Source organism: Neisseria subflava (assembly GCF_005221305.1).
Lineage (GTDB): Bacteria > Pseudomonadota > Gammaproteobacteria > Burkholderiales > Neisseriaceae > Neisseria > Neisseria subflava.
Window position 1 is genome coordinate 2010734 of sequence record NZ_CP039887.1, and the last position, 19137, is coordinate 2029870.

General features: G+C 56.7%; 16 protein-coding genes and 1 pseudogene. 2 read left to right on the forward strand and 15 right to left on the reverse strand.

Translation table 11 applies throughout. The features are described 5' to 3' along the window. Positions 1-91: 91 nt before the first annotated feature. The 15 genes and pseudogenes from cysD to FAH66_RS09900 all read right to left on the reverse strand — a co-directional run bounded on the left by cysD (position 92) and on the right by FAH66_RS09900 (position 17028). The gene (gene cysD, locus FAH66_RS09825; RefSeq protein ID WP_137041445.1) at positions 92-1012 is read right to left on the reverse strand and encodes a sulfate adenylyltransferase subunit CysD; all 921 of its coding nucleotides are present in this window, start codon (positions 1010-1012) and stop codon (positions 92-94) included. Between the two features lie 91 nt (positions 1013-1103). Further along, positions 1104-1883, reverse strand: a complete 780-nt coding sequence (locus FAH66_RS09830; RefSeq protein WP_137041446.1) for a phosphoadenylyl-sulfate reductase — start codon at positions 1881-1883, stop codon at positions 1104-1106. Between the two features lie 11 nt (positions 1884-1894). Beyond that, positions 1895-3343, reverse strand: coding sequence for a siroheme synthase CysG (gene cysG, locus FAH66_RS09835; protein ID WP_137041447.1), 1449 nt, complete (start codon positions 3341-3343; stop codon positions 1895-1897). Positions 3344-3925: 582 nt separating this feature from the next. Further along, positions 3926-4932, reverse strand: a pseudogene (locus tag FAH66_RS09845) (IS5 family transposase). Between the two features lie 404 nt (positions 4933-5336). After that, a complete protein-coding gene (locus tag FAH66_RS09850) occupies positions 5337-6167 on the reverse strand; it encodes an integrase core domain-containing protein (protein WP_137041448.1) in 831 nt (276 codons plus the stop codon). 38 nt (positions 6168-6205) lie between these two features. Further along, positions 6206-7471 (reverse strand): lipid IV(A) 3-deoxy-D-manno-octulosonic acid transferase, encoded by a 1266-nt coding sequence (gene waaA, locus FAH66_RS09855; protein ID WP_137041449.1) that lies wholly within the window; start codon positions 7469-7471, stop codon positions 6206-6208. Between the two features lie 138 nt (positions 7472-7609). Beyond that, a complete protein-coding gene (locus FAH66_RS09860) occupies positions 7610-8041 on the reverse strand; it encodes a plastocyanin/azurin family copper-binding protein (RefSeq protein WP_137041450.1) in 432 nt (143 codons plus the stop codon). Between the two features lie 168 nt (positions 8042-8209). Next, positions 8210-8977, reverse strand: coding sequence for an ABC transporter ATP-binding protein (locus FAH66_RS09865; protein ID WP_137041451.1), 768 nt, complete (start codon positions 8975-8977; stop codon positions 8210-8212). 10 nt (positions 8978-8987) lie between these two features. Continuing rightward, positions 8988-10034 carry a FecCD family ABC transporter permease gene (locus FAH66_RS09870; protein ID WP_137041452.1) on the reverse strand — a complete coding sequence of 349 codons (1047 nt, stop codon included), beginning with the start codon at positions 10032-10034 and terminating at the stop codon, positions 8988-8990. A 595-nt stretch (positions 10035-10629) separates the two neighbouring features. Further along, a complete protein-coding gene (locus FAH66_RS09875) occupies positions 10630-11745 on the reverse strand; it encodes an ABC transporter substrate-binding protein (RefSeq protein WP_137041453.1) in 1116 nt (371 codons plus the stop codon). A 512-nt stretch (positions 11746-12257) separates the two neighbouring features. After that, entirely contained in the window at positions 12258-14021 is a 1764-nt protein-coding gene (ptsP, locus tag FAH66_RS09880; RefSeq protein ID WP_137041454.1) for a phosphoenolpyruvate--protein phosphotransferase, read from the reverse strand. After that, positions 14021-14290: an HPr family phosphocarrier protein gene (locus FAH66_RS09885; protein WP_003683718.1), complete on the reverse strand. Its 270-nt coding sequence runs from the start codon at positions 14288-14290 to the stop codon at positions 14021-14023. The genes ptsP and FAH66_RS09885 overlap by 1 nt, the downstream gene beginning before the upstream one ends. Before the next feature lie 44 nt (positions 14291-14334). Beyond that, positions 14335-14763, reverse strand: coding sequence for a PTS sugar transporter subunit IIA (locus tag FAH66_RS09890; protein ID WP_070632247.1), 429 nt, complete (start codon positions 14761-14763; stop codon positions 14335-14337). 57 nt (positions 14764-14820) lie between these two features. Beyond that, positions 14821-15384, reverse strand: coding sequence for a hypoxanthine-guanine phosphoribosyltransferase (locus FAH66_RS09895; protein WP_003683938.1), 564 nt, complete (start codon positions 15382-15384; stop codon positions 14821-14823). Positions 15385-15498: 114 nt separating this feature from the next. Beyond that, positions 15499-17028 carry an ABC transporter permease gene (locus FAH66_RS09900; protein ID WP_137041455.1) on the reverse strand — a complete coding sequence of 510 codons (1530 nt, stop codon included), beginning with the start codon at positions 17026-17028 and terminating at the stop codon, positions 15499-15501. Between the two features lie 233 nt (positions 17029-17261). On the opposite strand from FAH66_RS09900, the gene FAH66_RS09910 reads away from it, so the two are divergent. Then, entirely contained in the window at positions 17262-17792 is a 531-nt protein-coding gene (locus FAH66_RS09910; protein WP_137041456.1) for a cytochrome b, read from the forward strand. A gap of 157 nt (positions 17793-17949) precedes the next feature. Beyond that, the gene (gene pdxA / locus FAH66_RS09915) at positions 17950-18954 is read left to right on the forward strand and encodes a 4-hydroxythreonine-4-phosphate dehydrogenase PdxA (RefSeq protein ID WP_137041457.1); all 1005 of its coding nucleotides are present in this window, start codon (positions 17950-17952) and stop codon (positions 18952-18954) included. Positions 18955-19137 lie beyond the last annotated feature (183 nt).

A 19137-nucleotide genomic window follows, 5' to 3' on the forward strand; every position in this document is an offset into this window, starting at 1 on the left:
TTGCCGTTTGTCTGTTGGCGGGCTGCGGCCTGCCTTGCGGCTTTTGGGCTACCTGAAAAACGGCGCGGGGTTTTTTCAGGTAGCCTTCGGGCTAGAAATAGCCTTGTTTCTTGCGCTGCTCCATGGCGGCTTCGCTCACTTGGTCGTCCATGCGGGTGGCGCTGCGTTCGGAGATGTCGGCCAGGGCGGTTTCGGCGATGATTTCGGCGGGGGTGGCGGCGCTGCTGGCCACGGGGCAGGTGCAGGAGATGTCGCCCACGGTGCGGAAGCGCACGGACAGCTCTTCTGTCTGTTCGCCTTCGCGCGGCGGGGTGAGTTCGGTTACGGGCACTAAGAGGCCGTTGCGGCGCACCACTTGGCGGCGGTGGGCGTAGTAGATCGGCGGCAGGGCGAGCTTTTCGCGTTCGATGTATTGCCAGATGTCGAGTTCGGTCCAATTGGATATGGGGAACACGCGCAGGTTTTCGCCGGGGTGCAGGCGGGCGTTGTAGAGCGACCAGAGTTCGGGGCGCTGGTCTTTGGGGTTCCATTGGCCGAATTCGTCGCGGAAGGAGAAGATGCGCTCTTTGGCGCGGGATTTTTCTTCGTCGCGCCGCGCGCCGCCCATCAGTGCGCCGAAGCCGTGCTCTTCGATGGTTTCGAGCAGGGTAACGGCCTGGGCGGCGTTGCGGGAGTCGGTTTCGCGCCGCAGCACCACCGTGCCTTTGGCGATGGAGTCTTCCACGCTGCCGACGATGAGCCGCGCGCCGGATTCCCGGGCGGTTTGGTCGCGGAAGGCGATGACTTCGGGGTAGTTGTGGCCGGTGTCGATGTGCACCAGCGGGAAGGGCAGCGGGATGCTCCGCCCGGGCACGGCGAAGGCTTTGCGGGCGAGGGCGAGCAGGACGACGGAGTCTTTGCCGCCGGAAAACAGGATGGCGGGGTTGCGGCATTCGGCCAGCACTTCGCGGATGATGTGGACGGATTCGGCTTCGAGCCAGTCGAGGTGGTCGTTTTGCAGGGTGGCGCTCATGGCGGGCTTTCTGTCGGGTTGGTTGTTCGGGTTGCGGTTTCAGGTAGCCCATGGCGGGCTGGGCTACCTGAAAATATCGGGCTTGCGGCGGCTATTTGTGCAGGCCGCATTCTTTGCTGTCGCGGCTTTCCCACCACCAGCGGCCGGAGCGGATGTCTTCGCCTTCCTTCACGGGCATGGTGCAGGGTTCGCAGCCGATGCTGGGGTAGCCTTGGCGGTAGAGTTCGTTGAAGGGCAGGCGCTGCTGCAGGGTGTAGGCCCACACTTCCTGTTCGCTCCAGTCGAAAATCGGGTTGTATTTGGCGATGCCGCGCGCGTTGTCGTATTCGGCCAGGGCGAGTTCGCTGCGGGTGACCGACTGCCCGCGGCGCTGGCCGGTGAGCCAGGCGTCGGCATCGGCCAGGGCGCGGTTGAGCGGCTCGACTTTGCAGATGTGGCAGCAGCGCTTGCGCAACTCCACGCTGTCGTAGAAGGCGTTCAGGCCGTGGGTTTGCACGTATTCTTCCACCGCTTTTTCTTCGGGGTAGTAGAGGCGGAAGTCGAGTGCGGGGTAGCGGCGGCGCACTTCGTCGGCCAAATCAAGGGTTTTGGCGTTGAGGCGGCCGGTTTGCAGCATGAACACTTCCACGCGCAGGCCTTGTTGCGCCAGCAGGTCGGTAATCAGCATATCCTCCACCGCCAGGCTGCTGGCCAGCTTCACGCGGCTGTGGCGGCGGTAGATTTTCAGCAGGCGGCGGCGCAGCGCGGCGGTTTTTTCAGGTAGCCTTTGGTACACGGTGGAAATGGGGCGGGGAATCTGCCACAGCTTGGGGCGGAAGGATACGGCGGAAGCGGTTTCTTCGCGGACAACCGGGATTTCTCGGATATTCACGGCATTCTTCCTCACGCCGCCTGCCCGGCCGCTGCGGCGGGCTGCGGCTGCACATAGCGGCCGCCCTGTTCGTCTTGCTGGTCGGGCTGCCCGCCGAACCAGGCCAAATCCTGCCGCAGCGCCACGGTTTCGCCGATCACCAGCAGGGCAGGCTGGGCGGCTTGCGCGGCCAATTCGGGCAGTTCGGCCAGGCTGCCGGAAAACACCTGCTGATGCGGCAGCGTGCCGCAGCTGATGACGGCGGCGGGCGTGGAGGCGGCGCGGCCGTGCGCAATCAGCTCGCGCGACAGTTCGGCGGCCTTAATCGTGCCCATATACACCACCAGCGTCTGCCGGTTCTGCGCCAGGGCGGGCCAGTCGGGCGCTTCGGCGTCGATTTTGCGGTGGCCGGTGATGAACATCGCGCCGTGCGCGTGGTCGCGGTGGGTGAGCGGGATGCCGGCGTAGGCGGCGGCGCCCAGTGCGGCGGTGATGCCGGGCACCACTTCAAACGGGATGCCCGCTTCGCGCAAGGCTTCCAATTCCTCGCCGCCGCGCCCGAACACGAACGGGTCGCCGCCTTTGAGCCGCACCACGCGTTTGCCCGCGCGGGCATGGCGCACCAGCAGGCGGTTGGTTTCCTCCTGCGGCACGCTGCCGCCGCCGGCGCGCTTGCCCACGCAGATTTTGTCGGCATCGCGCCGCACCAAATCCAGCACCGCATCCGACACCAGCGCGTCGTACAGCACCACGTCGGCTTCCTGAATGCGCTGCAGGCCTTTGAGCGTGAGCAGCCCGGCATCGCCCGGCCCCGCGCCCACCAGCGCCACTTCGCCGCTTTGCGGCCGCTCCCCGGCCAAATGCCGCCACACCAGCTGCCCGGCCTCGCGGCTGCGGCGGCTTTCCGCCAAACGCCGGAAGGCGGCGGAAGCAAACAGCCTTTCCCAGAAGCGGCGGCGCTGCGCCGTATTGCCGAGCCGCGCCTTCACGCGGCCGCGCCATTGCCCGGCAATCTGCGCCATCACGCCCAACCCCTGCGGCAGCAGGGCTTCCAGCCTCTCGCGCAGCAGCCGCGCCAGTACCGGCGCCTTGCCGCTGCTGGAAATGGCGATTTGGATGGGGTTGCGGTCGATAATCGAGGGGAAGATGAAGTTGCAGCGGGCGGGGTCGTCCACCGTGTTCACCAGCAGGCGGCGGCTCTGCGCGGCTTGGAACACCCGCTCGTTCAAATCGGAATCGTCGGTGGCGGCTACGGCGAGGAAGGCCGTGTCGAGCAGTTCAGGCGAGAACGAGTGCGCCGCCCACTCCACCCTGCCCGCGCCGTGCAGCGCGGCCACTTTCGGATGCAGCCTGCCCGCCGCAATGCGGACAACCGCGCCGCAGCGCAGCAGCAGGCGGATTTTGCGCAAAGCCACATGACCCGCTCCCACCACCAGCACGGGGCGGCCTTTCAAATCGGCAAACAGGGGGAAGTAGTCCATTTCCGTTCTCACTCTAAAACCGTGCGCCTATCATAGGCGAAGCGGCGGGGGGAACGGAAAGACTGATTTCGCCATTAGATAGAAGGAAAAATTATATGCGCGGCAACTTATTGTTGCTAAACATTTATTCTAAGCGCGTATCTTGAACGCCGGCCGAGGCCGCCCGCCCGGTTTCGGGTTTGCGCCCGCAAAACAGGCGGGGGCAGCCGTGCGGGCAACAGACTTCCTGCAAAACGGGAAATGCCGGAAGGGTAGGCTGCGGTTTGCCGCCGCGCAGGCAGGGTAAGGATGCCCAGGTTGCCGGAATCCAAATGTTTCAGCCGACCCGCCCGCCTCTTGCGGCCGGTTTGGGTTTCCGCCGGGCTTTTTGCTTTCAACCCCGGTTTGGATTTTCGCAAGAAGCCCGATATACGGAACCGTTTCAAACGCCGGGCGCGGGGCGGGAAATTGCGCCAAGAGACCTTTGCAAAAATCCCCCTCCACCCAACAGCCGAAGCCCAAACCCAAGCTTCCGGCTGTTTTTTGTTCCCAATTTCCCTTTTTTCTCCCTGGATACCTGATAATCAGGCATCCGGGCGCCTTTTAGGCAGCAACAGGCGCACTTAGCCTGTTGGCGGCTTTCAAAAGGTTCAAACACATCGCCTTCAGATGGCTTTGCGCACTCACTTTAATCAGCCCGAAATAGGCTGCCCGCGCATAGCGGAATTTACGGTGCAGCGTACCGAAGCTTTGTTCGACCACATAACGGGTTTTCGACAAATATCGGTTACGTTTGGTTTGCGCTTCCGTCAGCGGACGGTTGCGGCAGGCTTTGCGCATAATGCCGTCCAGCAACCGATGTTCTTTCAGATGTTGTCGGTTTTCCGCACTGTCATAGCCTTTGTCGGCATAGACGGTCGTATCTTCGGCTATACCTTCCAGCAAAGGCGACAGATGGTTGCACTCATGGGTATTGGCGGGGGTAATGTGCAGTTTCTCGATATAGCCTTCCGCATCTGTACGGGTATGTTGTTTGTAACCGAGTTTGTAGATGCCGTTTTTCTTTGTCCAACGGGCATCTTTATCTTTGCTCGGTGTGGTTTGGCCGCTGACTTGTCCTTCCTCATCCACTTCTATAGCCTGACGCTGTTTGCTGCCGGCGGTCTCAATAATGGTGGCGTCAATGACGGCGGCGGATGCTTTCTCTACTTTTAGGCCTTTTTCGGTCAGTTGGCGGTTAATCAGTTCCAGCAGTTCGGACAGGGTGTTGTCTTGCGCCGCCGGTTGCGGTAGCGGCATAAGGTGCTGTAATCGGGGATGCTCAGTTCGTCGAAACGGCAAAACAGGTTGAAGTCGATGCGGGTGATGAGGCTGTGTTCGAGTTCGGGATCGGAGAGGCTGTGCCATTGTCCGAGCAGGACGGCTTTGAACATGGATAGCAGTGGATAGGCGGGACGTCCGCGGTGGTCTCTAAGGTAACGGGTTCTTTGACGATTCAGGTATTGTTCGATCGGCTGCCAATCAATCACTTGATCCAACTTCAATAGTGGGAAGCGGTCGATGTGTTTGGCAATCATGGCCTGTGCGGTTTGTTGGAAGAAGGTGCTCATGAGAAATCCCCCTAAATGTCTTGGTGGGAATTTAGGGGATTGGGGGGATTTTGCAAAGGTGTCAGGCCGTCTGAAACCCAAAAAATTGGGGTTTCAGACGGCCTTTTTAGTAGAAATTTGTTTGGAATAATTTTAGGAAGTTTGGGTATAATTATTGTGGGGCTGGTAGCAAAAAAGCCCCATTGCAGTGGGGCTTTGTGCTGAAACCTTCCTAGAAAGGAGAGTTTCAATCATGAAACATACCACTCGCACGGGTCGTTCATGGCTGAGACTGCGAACAGTCGTTAAGATTATCTTAACCCTGTTCCTGCTTTTAGTCAATTAAACGGCTGAAAACAAAAAACTGTTTTTCAGTTTCCGCCTGTTTGTCATGAACAGGCGGTTTTTTATTGTTTAACGCTGATTCAAATGTAGGAAAGCGTTGCGTTGTTTACACCACAGGTTGAGAATGAAGCCTGCAAGACCTCAAACGGCGTATCGCCGTTCAAACTGCGGTGCGGCTTCACAGTGTTATAGAAATTAACAAAGCGGCACAACTCCTTTCGCCGGTGTTCCGGACTGTCAAACAACTGTTTCCCATGCCACATCTCCATCAGGGTGCGGATAACCCGTTCCGCCTTACCGTTGGTCTGCGGACGGGCAACCCGGGTAAACTTTTGACCAATCCCGTTCTCATAACAGGCTACACCGAAAGCATGGTTGGCCGAGCCTTTATATTCCGTACCGTTGTCGGAGTAAACGCACTCAATCAGGTATGGACAGGGATCAATCAGGTGTCCAGTCAGAAACTTGGCGGCACTGTCTGCAGTTTTGTCCGGCAAAATGGCGGAGTATAGCTCCCTTGAGAAATCGTCGATGGCGACAAACAGGTAATCCCGATTATCGGTGGCTTTCTGCCCTTTGAGCAGCGGCAGCCGTTTGGTATCGAGATGTACCAGCTCTCCGGGGTAGGATTTATTGTAGCGTTTGGCCTGCCTTTTGAGTTTTTCCTGAATGCCGCGTTCTACCTTGGCCAGGCGTTTCATTCCGTACTTTGCCTGTTTGAAACGGTTGTTGGTACTGGTTTGGGGTTTGAGCAGTCTGCCCCTTGCGGCTTTAAGTGCGCGGTAAATGGTGACGCGGCAGACTTGGTAGCGGCGTGCCAGGGAGGTGACGCTTTCCTTTTCCTGCGTGTAGGCCAGCCAAATGGCTTGGCGGTGGTGCGGGGTGAGACGGGTGTTTTTGTGCATGTTCATGTTTCAGTATTCTCCCGGAAATACTGTAAACAACGCTACTAGTTTCTACAATTCAAACAATCTGCAATCGCTTTGGCAATTTTGGCACTGGCGCCTTGGTGTTGCGAAATGAATTGCTCGGTGTGGCTGATCAGCTGTTGGCGCAGCGTTTCGTCGTCGAGGTATTGGCGCGTGGTTCTGTACCAGGCTTCGGTGGTTTCGACGCGGACGGCGGCTTTGGCTTCGACTGCGCCTTTACAGGCTTGGGCGAAGTTGTAATTGGAGTAGCCGAAGAGGGTGGGGACGCGGCAGGAGATGGGTTCGATAATGTTTTGGCAGCCGGCATCAACGAGGCTGCCGCCGACGAAGGCAATGTCCGCGCTAAGGTAGTAGGCGGCAAGCTCGCCCATGCTGTCGCCTATCCAAACTTGTGTATCGGGGGAAACGGGTTGTCCGTCGCTGCGTTTTTGCGCGGTATAACCAAGCGATTTGGCGGTATCGTAGGCCGTCTGAAAGTTTTCAGGGTGGCGCGGTACGATGACCAGTAAGGCATTGCCGCGGTAGCCCTGCCATGCTTTGAGGAGCAGCTCGGCTTCGTCTGTGCCTTTGTACACGCGTGTGCTGGCGCAGACGACGACGGGGCGTGAGCCGATGCGTTCTTTAAAGGCGACGGCAAGCGGGCGCGAGTCGTCGGGGGGCGCGATGTCGTATTTGGTGTTGCCGCAGACGTGGACGTTGGACGCGCCGATAAGGTGCAGGCGTTCGGCATCGGCGGCGGTTTGGGCAAAGCAGCCGGAGAGGCTCTGCATGGCAGGCTCGACCAGCTTGCGGATTTTGAGGTAGCCGCGTTGGGATTTTTCGGAGAGGCGTGCGTTGGCCAAAAAGAGGGGAATACCTGCTTCTTGGCAGCCGTGCATCAGGTTGGGCCAGATTTCAGTTTCCATCAAAATGCCGCAGATGGGGCGGTGTTCGGCTAAAAATCGGGCGACCCATTCGGATTTGTCGTAGGGCAGGTAACGGCATTGAGCATCGAGGAACAGGGATTGCGCGGTGGCGCGGCCGGTCGGCGTCATTTGGGTAATCAAAAACGGCGAGTCGGGAAAATGGCGGCGCAATGCCTGGACTAAAGGTTCGGCCGCACGAGTTTCGCCGACGGATACGGCGTGTATCCAAATCGGACGTTGTACGGGATTGGGATACGCCTGCCCGAAACGCTCGTCCCAATGCTCGAGATAGGCTGGGGATTTGAGGGCGCGGCGACGCAGGTGGCGGCGGATCAGGAAGGGGGCGAGGTGCCACAGCATGGCGTAAAGGCGGCGTATCATACTTACGGGTCTTGTGTCGGAATAGGCCTATTTTATCGGAAACTGAAACGGAAGATATAGCTTTGATGCGTGTTTTACGCAAAGGAAACAGGCCGTCTGAAAGGTTTCAGACGGCCTTTAATACAGGCATAAACGCGTTTACTTCACTTGCGCCATATATTTTTTCAGACGGCCTTTGCTTTGCATGGCGCGGTTTTCCATTTCATCGACAACGGCTTGTGCTTTGGCTTTGTTCACCGGTTTGCCGACCTGAATCACGCCGCTCATGTTCATCATGCGGTGCGGCGGGCAGGTATAGACGTACACGCCTTCTTTGTTGAGCTTGAGCGTGAAGTCTTTGCCGTCTTCGGAGAGGAAGTCGGCAACGCCGTCGGGCAGGGCTTTGCTTTGCACCCAGTGTCCGCTGTTAGTAGCTTTGAAGGTAACAGTGTCGCCGACTTTGGCGTTGACGTAGCCGGGCTCAAACACCATGCTGCCGTCTTTGCCGTTGTCGAGCATTTTGACTTCGTGGTTGGCGGCGTATGCGCCGAGGGAGGCGGTTAGCATGAGGAGGAAGAGGGATTTTCTCATGGAGGGAGTCCTTTCTAAGGATAAAAAATATGGGACGGGCTGATGAGTCGGAGAGGTAAACCTTGGGCTTACCGCCCTCTCCCTAACCCTCTCCCGCGGGAGAGGGGATAAGTTGCAGGGAGTTTGCAGGCCGGATGCTCAAATCTGACATTTGCAGGAGCGGTCAAGTTACGCACTCTGCCGCATCGGGCGGATAACGGGCAGGCCTTTGCTGTCGTATAAAAGTTCGATGTCCACTTTGTACAGCCTGCCGATCATGTCCGCCTGCAACACGTCCTGCGGCGCACCCTGCGCCTGTACTTTGCCTTCGCCGAGCAGAATCACGCCGTCTGAAAACTGCGCGGCGAGGCTCAAATCGTGCAAGACCATCAGCGTAACCAGATTGTGTTCGTGCGTGTATTGCACCACGCGCTCCAAGAGGTTCAACTGGTGGTGCATATCCAGCGCGCTGACCGGCTCGTCCAGCATCAGGATTTCGGGGCGGCGCAGCATGACTTGGGCAAACATCACGAGCTGCCGTTGTCCGCCGGAAAGCCGCATGACGTCGCGGTGTGCCAGATGGCCGATGCCCAGCTCCGCCATGATACTTGCGGCTTCGTGCAGCAGTTCGTCGCCGACGTGCATGTGCAGCGCGTCCATGCGGCCGAGCAACACGACTTCCAACGCGGTCAGCGAGGCTTCGGCGGCGGTGTCCTGCGGCATATAGCCTATGCGTTTGCGCCAGCTTTGCAGGTGGATTTTGCTCAAAACTTCGTCGCCGTAGCGGATGGTGCCTTTGTGCACCACTTCGCCGAAAATCGTTTTCATCAGCGAGGATTTGCCCGTACCGTTCGGGCCGAGCACGGAATAGACTTTGCCTTGTTCCAGCGTCAAATCGATACTGTCGGCGACCACATAATCGCCGCGCCGGATATGGACATTTTCAAGTTTCAACATTTCAGACGGCCTATCGTTTCGTTAATACAATCCAGAAGAAGAACGGCACGCCGACAAACGACGTAACGATGCCCACCGGAAACAGCGCGCCCGGGATAATCACCTTGGACAACACGCTCGCCACCGATAAAAACGCCGCCCCTGCCAGCATCGCGCCGGGCAGGAAGAAACGTTGGTCTTCGCCCAAAAGAATCCGTGCCACATGCGGGGCAACCAAGCCGATAAAGCCGATGACGCCGACAAAACTGATTGCCGTTGCCGTCATCACCGCTACCAACACCAGCGTTTTCAGGCGCAAAAGTTGCAGATTGATGCCCAGCCCGACGGCGCGTTCTTCGCCCAAGCGCAGCGCAGTCAGCTTCCACACATCGCGGGAAAGCAGAAACACGCATACCGCCGTAACCGCCGCCGTAACGATGACCGTTTCCCAAGTCGCCTTGGTCAGGCTGCCGAACAGCCAAAAAAGAATCTGCTGCGAAATCTCAGGCGCGGCGATAAACTGAATCAGCGACAAAATCGACTGAAACAGAAACAAAAGCGCAATCCCCACCAACACCAGCATCGCCGAATTGAAGCGGCGCGCCGAAGCAAACAGAAACAAGATGCCCGAAGCCAGCATGGTCATCACAAACGCGCCGATGGGAACGGCGACCGTTTCAGGCAGTCCGAAACCGCCGAACGCAATCACCACCGACGCGCCCAAACCCGCCGCCGCCGCCAAACCCAGCGTATAAGGGCTGGCCATCGGATTATTCAACAGCGTCTGAATCTCCGCCCCGCCGACGCCCAAAGCCGCACCGACCACCAACGCCATCACCGCAATCGGCAGGCGCAAATCCATCACAATCAGGCGGTTCATTTCATCGACTCCGGGTTTACCCAGCAAAACATTGACCACTTCGCCGACGGGCAGCGTGTCCGTCATCGCAGGGCCGGTGGCGATGTCGAATAGGAAACTGACCGCGGCGATGGCTAAAAACATCAACACAATCAACCAACGCTTGCCTTCCAACTTGCGCTGGTTTCTCACAATCTCGGCGACAACCGAATCATTCATGTTTTAAACCTCTGAAATTAAGTAACAAGGTCGGACATTCATGCCCGACCATCTCTTTTGTCTGTATCCGTTTTGAAAGGGTGGTTTTTTGAAAATCGGGATAACGGCGTCCCAAACGGTTTTGCCCTCTCCCTAGCCCTCTCCCACGGGGAGAGGGAATCGGATGACTGAAATCCAACCATTGTTGTGATTTTCTGCCATTTGTTCCCTCTCCCGCGGAGAGAGGGAATCGGATAACTGAAATTCAACTATTGTTGCGATTCCCTGCAATTTGTTCTTTTTCCCACGGAGAGAGGGAATCGGATGACTGAAATCCGACCATTGTTGTGATTTTCTGCCATTTGTTCCCTCTCCCCGTGGGAGAGGGCTAGGGAGAGGGTAAAACAGTCAAACCCACCTGAAGCTCTCCGTTCGGCACAACGGAAAGTCGTAGCGTGGGCTTTGCCCACGAAAACAGGAAACCCTCATACCGTTTACCATCATTTCCGTAAACATTACCCGTGGGCAAAGCCCACGCTACGGTTCTGTACAAAACCCACACTGCTTTCAGACGACCTTTCGCATAAAAAGGTCGTCTGAAACCCGCAAGCCAGCCTTACTGACCTTTCGGATACAGATAGAACGTACCGTTCGGCACGACCGGCAGGTTTTGGCGGTAGAAGTCCAGATAGGTCTTCTCAGGGTTGAAATCTTTAAACAACTGCGGATAAATCGCTTTGGCCATAAACTGAATCGATGCGCTGTCGGACAGCGTGCGCGAGTTGGCGTGGTAGGCGGCGTAGAGGCGGTTGTTTTTAATCGCAGGCAGGTTGGCCCAGCCGGCGCGTTTGGCAAAGCCTGCCAAGCGTTTTTCCGCTTCCGCTTTCGGAATGCCCCAGCCCATCACCATGGCGGCCGGGTTTTTCTTCAATTCGGTTTCGCGGCCGGTAATCACGATCACGTCGGGTTTGGCGGCGAGGACTTTTTCAGGATTGATCGGGCCGTAGAATTCGACCGAAGAAGCGGCGATATTGTTGCCGCCGACCAGCGTCGCCATCGAACCCCACATGCTCTTGCCGAAGGTAACGCTGTGTTCCGCAGGGCCTTTGTTGCCGAACTCGACATACACTTTAGGCTTGGGCAGGTTGGCTTTTTTCACGCGCGCCTGGATGGTGTCGGCGATGCGTTTGTAGTCCGCCGCCAGCTTGTCCGCCTTTTGCTGCTGGCCGGTCAGCGTGCCGATAAGTTTGGTCGATTGGACGTGTTTGGCGACCGTTTGCGCGTTGTAGTCCAACACGACGATGGGGATGCCGGCTTTGTTGATGCGGTCGAGATCGGAACCCAAAGCCTTGTATTGCCATTCGGCCAAAACCAGCAAATCGGGTTTCAGCGCCAATACTTTTTCAATCGAGAAAGTGCCGACTTCCACTTCGCCCACGTCGGTCAGTTGATTCAGTTTAGGTACGGCTTTGCTGAATGCTGCCCAGCTTGGCGGCGCCCAGTCGGCCCAAACTGCTTTGGAGAAACCGACAACGTTGTCCAGCGCGGTTTTACCGCCGATGGCCATGTAGTCTTGGTAGTAGAAGCCCAAAACCACGCGTTTGGCAGGCAGGTCAACGGTTACCTTACGGCCGACGGTATCGGTCAGCTGAACCGGTTTGGCAAAAGCGGATACGGAGCCGACTGATAAAGCTGCAGCGGCAATTAAAGCAGAAAGTTGCGTAAATCTCATAAACTATTCCTTTAAAATATGATGATAACTATTATCTTTTATAAAGATACAAGGTATTGAATCTTTTTTCAAGTGAAACATGAGAATAGACATATTTTAGAGTAAAAAGTTGCATCATTAAAATAAAGGGATAATGTTTGGGTATGCTGAAGACCTAGTAAAAAGGAATGATATGGGATACCTAAAGCCATAGTGGGCAGTAGCTGGAAGGAATAGGCAAAGGGTCATTTATTGCAAAGAAAATAAAAGATATACATACGGTTGAATACAGCAGGCCGTCTGAAACCTTGTAATCGGGGTTCAGACGGCCTTTGGTGCGGGCATAAAAGTTTTATTTTACTTGCGCCATATATTTTTCAGACGGCCTGTAAGCAATATTTGGGAAAAGTGAAAAAGGTTGGTTTTTGAAATGGAGAAATAGGGAAGAAGGGGACTTGAGGGAGAATCGGGCGTAAACCCAAAATGGGGACGAATAAAAAGGGCGTGTATCGAAACACGCCCTTGCCGGAGGTTCAGACGGCCTGTGATTCCGCCTGTTCGCTTTGGTTGAGGATTTTAATCAGTTTTTCGGCTTTTTCCGGGTCTTCGCAGCGCAGGATTTTGGCGGCATCGTTTTCGAGATGGCCGGTGTGGCTGTGCAGGATGATGTTTTTAACCGAAAGCAGGTTGTTGGGGTTCATGGAGAAGCGGCGCAGGCCCATGCCGAGCAACAGTCGGGTGAAGACGGTATCGCCGGCCATTTCGCCGCAGATGGACACGCCTTTTTCCATGCGGTTGGCGGTACGGATGATGTGTTGCAGCGTTTTGAGGACGGCAGGGTGGCCGGGTTGGTAAAGGTGGCTGACGCTGTCGTCGCCGCGGTCGACCGACAGGAGGTATTGAATCAGGTCGTTGGTGCCGATGGAGATGAAATCGACGAGCTTGAGGATGCTGCCGACGGTCATGGCGGCGGACGGGATTTCAATCATGCAGCCGATGCTGACCGGGCCGAAGGTTTCGCCGCGTTCGGTCAGTTGGCGTTGGGCCGTGTCCAGATGGATAAGGCATTGGCGCACTTCGGAAATGGATGTGATCATCGGCCACATCATGCGCACGGGGCCGTGTGCGGCGGCGCGGAGGATGGCGCGCATTTGGGTGCGGAACATGACCGGCTCGGCGAGGCACAGGCGGATGCCGGTCAGGCCGAGTGCGGGGTTGAGGCTGCCGTTGGGCGAGCTGTTTTGGCCGAACCAGCGCGGATTTTTATCGACACCCAAATCGACGGTGCGGATGGTGATGCTTTTGCCTTTCATCTTTTTCACAATCGCGCTGTACACTTCGTATTGCTCGTCTTCAGACGGCATGGTGTCGCGGTTGAGATAAAGAAATTCGCTGCGGAACAGGCCGACGCCGTCTGCGCCGAAGTTGTGCAGGGCTTTGATGTCTTCGGCGGATTCGATGTTGGCCAAAAGTTCGATGTTGATGCCGTCGGCCGTGGTGGCGGCGGTTTTTTTGATTTTGTTGAGTTCGCGCTTGTGGCTGCGGTATTCGCGGGCGAGGCGGCGGTATTCGTTGAGGACGACTTCGTCGGGATCGATGATGAGGATGCCGTTGATGCCGTCGACGATGACGATTTCGTTTTCGGTGATGAGTTTGCGGGCGTTGTGCAGGCCGATGACGGACGGGATGTCGAGGCTGCGGCCCAAGATGGCGGTGTGGCTGGTCGAGCCGCCGGCATCGGTTACGAAGGCGGTAATGTGCTGCTCTTTGAACAATACGGTATCGGCAGGTGAGAGGTCGTGCGCGATGAGGACGGTGTCGTCAAACAGGTTGCCGGCGAGGTTGATTTCGTTGCTTTGGCCGACAAGGTTGTTGTGGATGCGGCGGACGACTTGGAGCATGTCCTGTTTGCGTTCACGCAGGTAGTCGTCTTCGATGTTGTCGAACTGGGCGGCAAGCTTGTCGCTTTGTTGTTTCAATGCCCATTCGGCGTTGATTTTCTGCTCGCGCAAAATGTCGATGGGTTCGCGCGAGAGGGTGACGTCGGTCAGCAGCATCAGGTGCAGGGAGATGAACGCGCCCAATTCGGTCGGGGCATTTTCGGGAATCGCGCCGCGCAGTTGTTCCAATTCTTTGCGCGTGGCTTTGATGGCGGCGTCAAAACGGGCGGCTTCGGCGTCGATGAGGTCGTCTGAAACGTCGTATTGCGGCACTTCCGTCGTGCCGCGCGTAATCAGGTGGGCGTGGCCGATGGCGATGCCTTTGCCCGCCGCGACACCGTGCAGCACGATGCTCATTATTCGCCCTCGCCGAAGTAGTCGTTGATGAGGTCGGTCAACGCCTGCATGGCGGCGGCTTCGTCTGCGCCTTCTGTTTCCAGCTCAATCACGGTGCCTTTGGCGGCGGCCAGCATCATCAGGCCCATGATGCTTTTGCCGTTGACGCGGTTGCCGTTTTTGGTGACCCAGACTTCGCTTTGGAATTGGGAGGCGGTTTGGGTAAATTTGCTGGAGGCGCGTGCGTGCAGGCCGAGTTTGTTGATGATTTCGATTTCTTGTTTGAGCATGGATGTCCCCTAAATGTTCGTAAAGTGAATGTTTTCAGACGGCCTTAGCCGTGTTCTTTGCACACCAGGTCTTCAGGTGCGGATGTAATGGCAAAAATGCCACGGATGGCAGCTTCTTTGACGGTTTCGGTGAAGTCGGAGAGGTTTTCTGCTTGTGATGAGTATTGGATGGCTTTAATCATCATCGGGGCGTTGAGGCCGGTCAGGATGGCGGATTTGTTTTCGCGCACCAGCCGGCGTGCGGCGTTGCACGGGGTTGCGCCGAAGATGTCGGTCATGATCAGCACACCGCGGTTGTCGGGAAATTCCTGCAATGCGGCGATGGCGTTGTTGATGATGTCGTTTTGATCTTCGTTAGGCTGTACGCCGAGGATGTGGAGATTTTCGGGGAAACCGTTGGGAAAGAAATGGTCGGCCAAACCGCGATAGGCTTCACCTATGGTTTCATGTGTAATGATTAACAAACCTATCATGATGTGTTCCTAGCATGGGGGTTGAGGCCGTCTGAAGGCTTTCAGACGGCCTTTGTTTTATTTATTGTTTAAGGCGTAGATTTCGCCGAGGTTGCGCCAGCAGCCGGCGGCGTCCATACCGTAGCCGAAGACGTAGCGGTTGGGCACGTCCAAGCCGACATAATCGGCTTTGGTCGGTTTTTCTTTGTCGATCAGTTTGTTGGCAAATACGGCCGCACGGCAGCTTGCCGCGCCCATTTCCAACAGTTTTTCCTGAATGGCGGCCATGGTGTGGCCTTCGTCCAGGATGTCGTCCAAAACGACTACATGACGGCCTTTGATTTGCTCGGGGTCGGGCATGCGTTTCCAGTTGAACGCGCCGCCTGCGAGTTTGTCGCCGTAGCGGGAAACGTGGACGTAGTCAAAGTCCAAAGGGAAACGCAACAGCGGCAGCAGCTGCCCTGTAAACACCACCGCGCCACCCATTACAGGCAGGAGCAGGGGGTATTTGTCGCCCAAGTCGCGGGTAATGTCGTCGGCAACTTTTTGCAAGGCCGTGCGGCATTGTTCTTGGTCAAACAGCAAATCGGCATTGTCCAGCATGGCTTGGGTTTCAAGGCGTTTGGTTTCTAAGTCGGTCATGATAGGTCGTGTTGAGTGCGGTTAAAAACAAATTATATAGCGGATTCAATCAATTTTCGATACAAGGCGCGGCAATAGTGTAGTGAATGTGAAGGGAATTTGAGCCGACCACGTTTAGACGGCCTTTTGTCCTTCCGCTTCGTCCACCAGCAAAAATGCCGTCAAAGCCAAAGCGGTCAATACCGCCGTCAACACCATCGCCCGTCCGTAATTGTCCGCACCGGCGCGTCCGAGATAATCGTAAATCAAAGTGGTCAGCGTCTGCCATTCGGGGCGCGACAGGAATAATGTGGCCGCAAATTCGCCGATACACGTTGCCGAAGCCAAAGTCAGGCCGCGCCGCAAGGCAGGTTTCAATAAAGGCGCGGTTACATAACAGGCCGTCTGAAAACCGTTTGCGCCCATAGTGCGCGCCGCCGCTGTGTAATCTTTGGGCAAACCGTCCCACGCGGCCAATACATCTTTGGCCACAAACGGATACGCCAACAGCGCGTAAGTCGCCGTCAGCAGCCACAGCGAAGCCGTCCACTGCGGATAGAGCAGCAAAACGCCAAACGCGATGCACACGGGCGACACCATAAACGGCAAAAACATCAGCGCACGCAACCACGCCATTTGCCGTGCCGCCGCTGCATACAGCACGCCCAAAACCGTCGCCGCCGCCACCGCTGCCGCAGAGAAACGGACGGTGTTCCACACTGCCGCCCACATTTGCGCTTCCAGCAAGACTGCCCACGACGAGCCTGCCGATACCGCCTTGAGCCACACCGCCGCCAAAGGCAGCAGGCAGCACAGTGCCAACATGGCCAATACCGTTGCCGTCAGCCATTTTTCCCAAGCCCATATCGGCGCACGCGGAGGCAAAGGCGAGACCGACTTATCCACAGCGACGCGCCTACTCCAATACGCATACAAACCGCCTGCCGCCGCCGTAACCGCCAGCACCAGCCATACCAACACCGACGCACGCGCCATGTCCAATTCATACGCCACCAGCCGGTAGATTTCTACTTCCACCGTTGCAAAACGTTCGCCGCCGAGCAGCAAGGCCAGTCCGAAGCCTGAAAAACAATATAAAAACACCAGGCACGCACCGCCGGCAACCCATGCACGCACCACCGGCCACTCGACCCAGACAAACCGCCGCCACGCGTCCGCGCCCAAAGATTGCGCCGACAGCAACCGCGCCTGCGGCACACGCACAAATCCCTGATACGCCGAGCGCACCAAAACCGGCAGGTTGAAAAACACATTGCCGTAAATCAGCAGCCACGGCGTGTCCTGCCAACCTGCAGCCAGCATGCCGTGTGCGCCAAACAAGGCCAGCACGCCCATGCCCGCCACCAAAGTCGGCATCACAAAAGGCAGCATCAGCAGGCGCAAAACCGTGCGCCGTCCGGCGAAGTCCATCCGCGCCAGCACCCACGCCGCAGGCACGCCCAAAGCCGTGACCAAGACGCAGGTCAAAACCGCCTGCGCCACCGTCCAGCCCAAGCGCAGGCGCATATAGTCATCAGCCACCACTTCCGCCCAAGCGCCTTCGCCGTCGTAAAACGCCAGCGACAGCAAAGGCGCGGCCACCATGACCGCCAAGAAACCCAAAGGCAGAAGCAACAGCGCAAACCGCCGAATCCAAACCTGCATCGATGCGTACCCGAGAATGAAAACGCCTATTTTAGCCCGAGTTCGGCATAGAAGGTGGTATTCCTGCCCTTGTTTTCAGACGGCCCGGGCAGCCTGACGGATAAAACCGCCGTTTCTTCAAATTTTCCAAATATTTACGAAATTTCTTCAAAAAGGCAACATAATTGGTTAGGCATTTTTGTTACAATGCCGCCGATTCAAAAAACCAAACAAATCAAAAACAAGGAAACATTATGACCACTACACGTCCACAAACCTACGATGCCGTCGCGCGCGCGTTGCACTGGCTGACCGTACTCGGTTTCATCGGTATCCTCTCCACCATTACCGTTTGGACCATCTACGATGGCGAAGAATGGGTCAAATCGCTCTTCGGCGTGCATAAATCCATCGGTTTCATCACGCTGCTGGTGATTGCCGTGCGCATTGTTTGGGCTTTGCTCAATGCGTCCAAACGTCCTGCCGCCGACAGCTTTGCCGCCAAAGCAGGCCACCTTGCCCTTTACGTCCTCATGCTCGTCGTTCCCGTTATCGGCATGATCCGCCAATACGGCGGCGGCCGCGGCCCGTTGAAAGTATTCGGTGTCGAAGTGATGCAGGGTTCGCCTGAAAAAATCGAATGGATGTCCAACCTCGGCAATATGGCGCACGGCAAACTCGGCTGGCTGCTCTTCGCGCTTGTCGCCGGCCACATTGCCATGGTCGTTGTTCACCGCATTCAAGGCCACGATGTTTTATACCGCATGATCGGCCGTCGTTCTTAAGTGTAAAACGGTAAACAGCCAAGGCCGTCTGAAAACAGTTTGACCAAGCAAAAACTGTTTTCAGACGGCCTTTTTGTATTTGTGTTAATCTGCAAAAGTAGGGCAGGCGTTTTGCCTGACTGTTGTCTAAATACTGTAACCCGTACCGAGAAACACCATGACTGCTCCCATTCTCGCCATTACATCCGGCGAACCGGCCGGCATCGGCCCCGACATCTGCCTCGATTTGGCTTTCGCCGATCTTCCTTGCCGCCCCGTTGTTTTGTGTGACAAAAACCTGTTGGTGCAAAGGGCCGAACAGCTCGGCAAATCCGTCATCCTGCGCGACTTCCAAGCCCAAGCGGCTGATCCGTTGCCTAAGGGCGAACTCGAAGTCCTGCATATTCCTTTAGATGCCGAGTGTCGGGCGGGCGAACTCAATCCTGCCAATGCCGCGTATGTGCTCCGACTGCTGGATACGGCGTATCAAGGCATTTTAGACGGCCTGTTTGCCGGTATGGTTACCGCGCCGCTGCATAAAGGCATCATCAACGATGCCCACGCAGGCAACGGATTTTTCAGCGGCCATACCGAATACCTCGCCGAAAAAAGCCATACCGAACAAGTCGTCATGATGCTGACCGGCGGCGGCCTGCGAGTTGCATTGGTGACCACTCATCTGCCGCTGAAAGACATTTCCGCCGCCATTACGAAGCCTTTAATCGAATCGGTTGTCCGCATTCTTGAACACGACCTGCGCCATAAGTTCGGCATAGCCAAACCGGTCATCCTCGTTACCGGCCTCAACCCCCACGCGGGCGAAGGCGGCCATTTGGGACACGAAGAAATCGACACCATTATTCCGGCGCTTCATGCCCTGCAGGCCGAAGGCGTAGACGCGCGCGGCCCTTATCCGGCCGATACCGTGTTCCACCCCTTCCTGCTCAAAGACGCCGATGCCGTCCTCGCCATGTATCACGACCAAGGGCTGCCGGTGCTCAAATACGCCGGTTTCGGCGAAGGCGTGAACATCACCCTCGGCCTACCCTTTATCCGCACTTCTGTCGATCATGGCACGGCCTTGAACTTAGCCGGTACGGGCAAAGCCGATTCCGGCAGCCTGATTACTGCCGTCCTCGCCGCGCTTGATATGGCGCATAATATGCAGAAACAGGCCGTCTGAAATGTGGAGGCTTGATCATTTGCAGGCATAATGTGTTCCTGTAACAGCATCATCAGGGGATATTTGCCTGTCGGTTTGATGAAGCCGATAAATGATTGGACAATAATCAGCGTTTTATTTTAAAAATCATATAAAAGGCCGTCTGAAGCCCCATGATTTGGGTTTCAGACGGCCTTTTGGTTT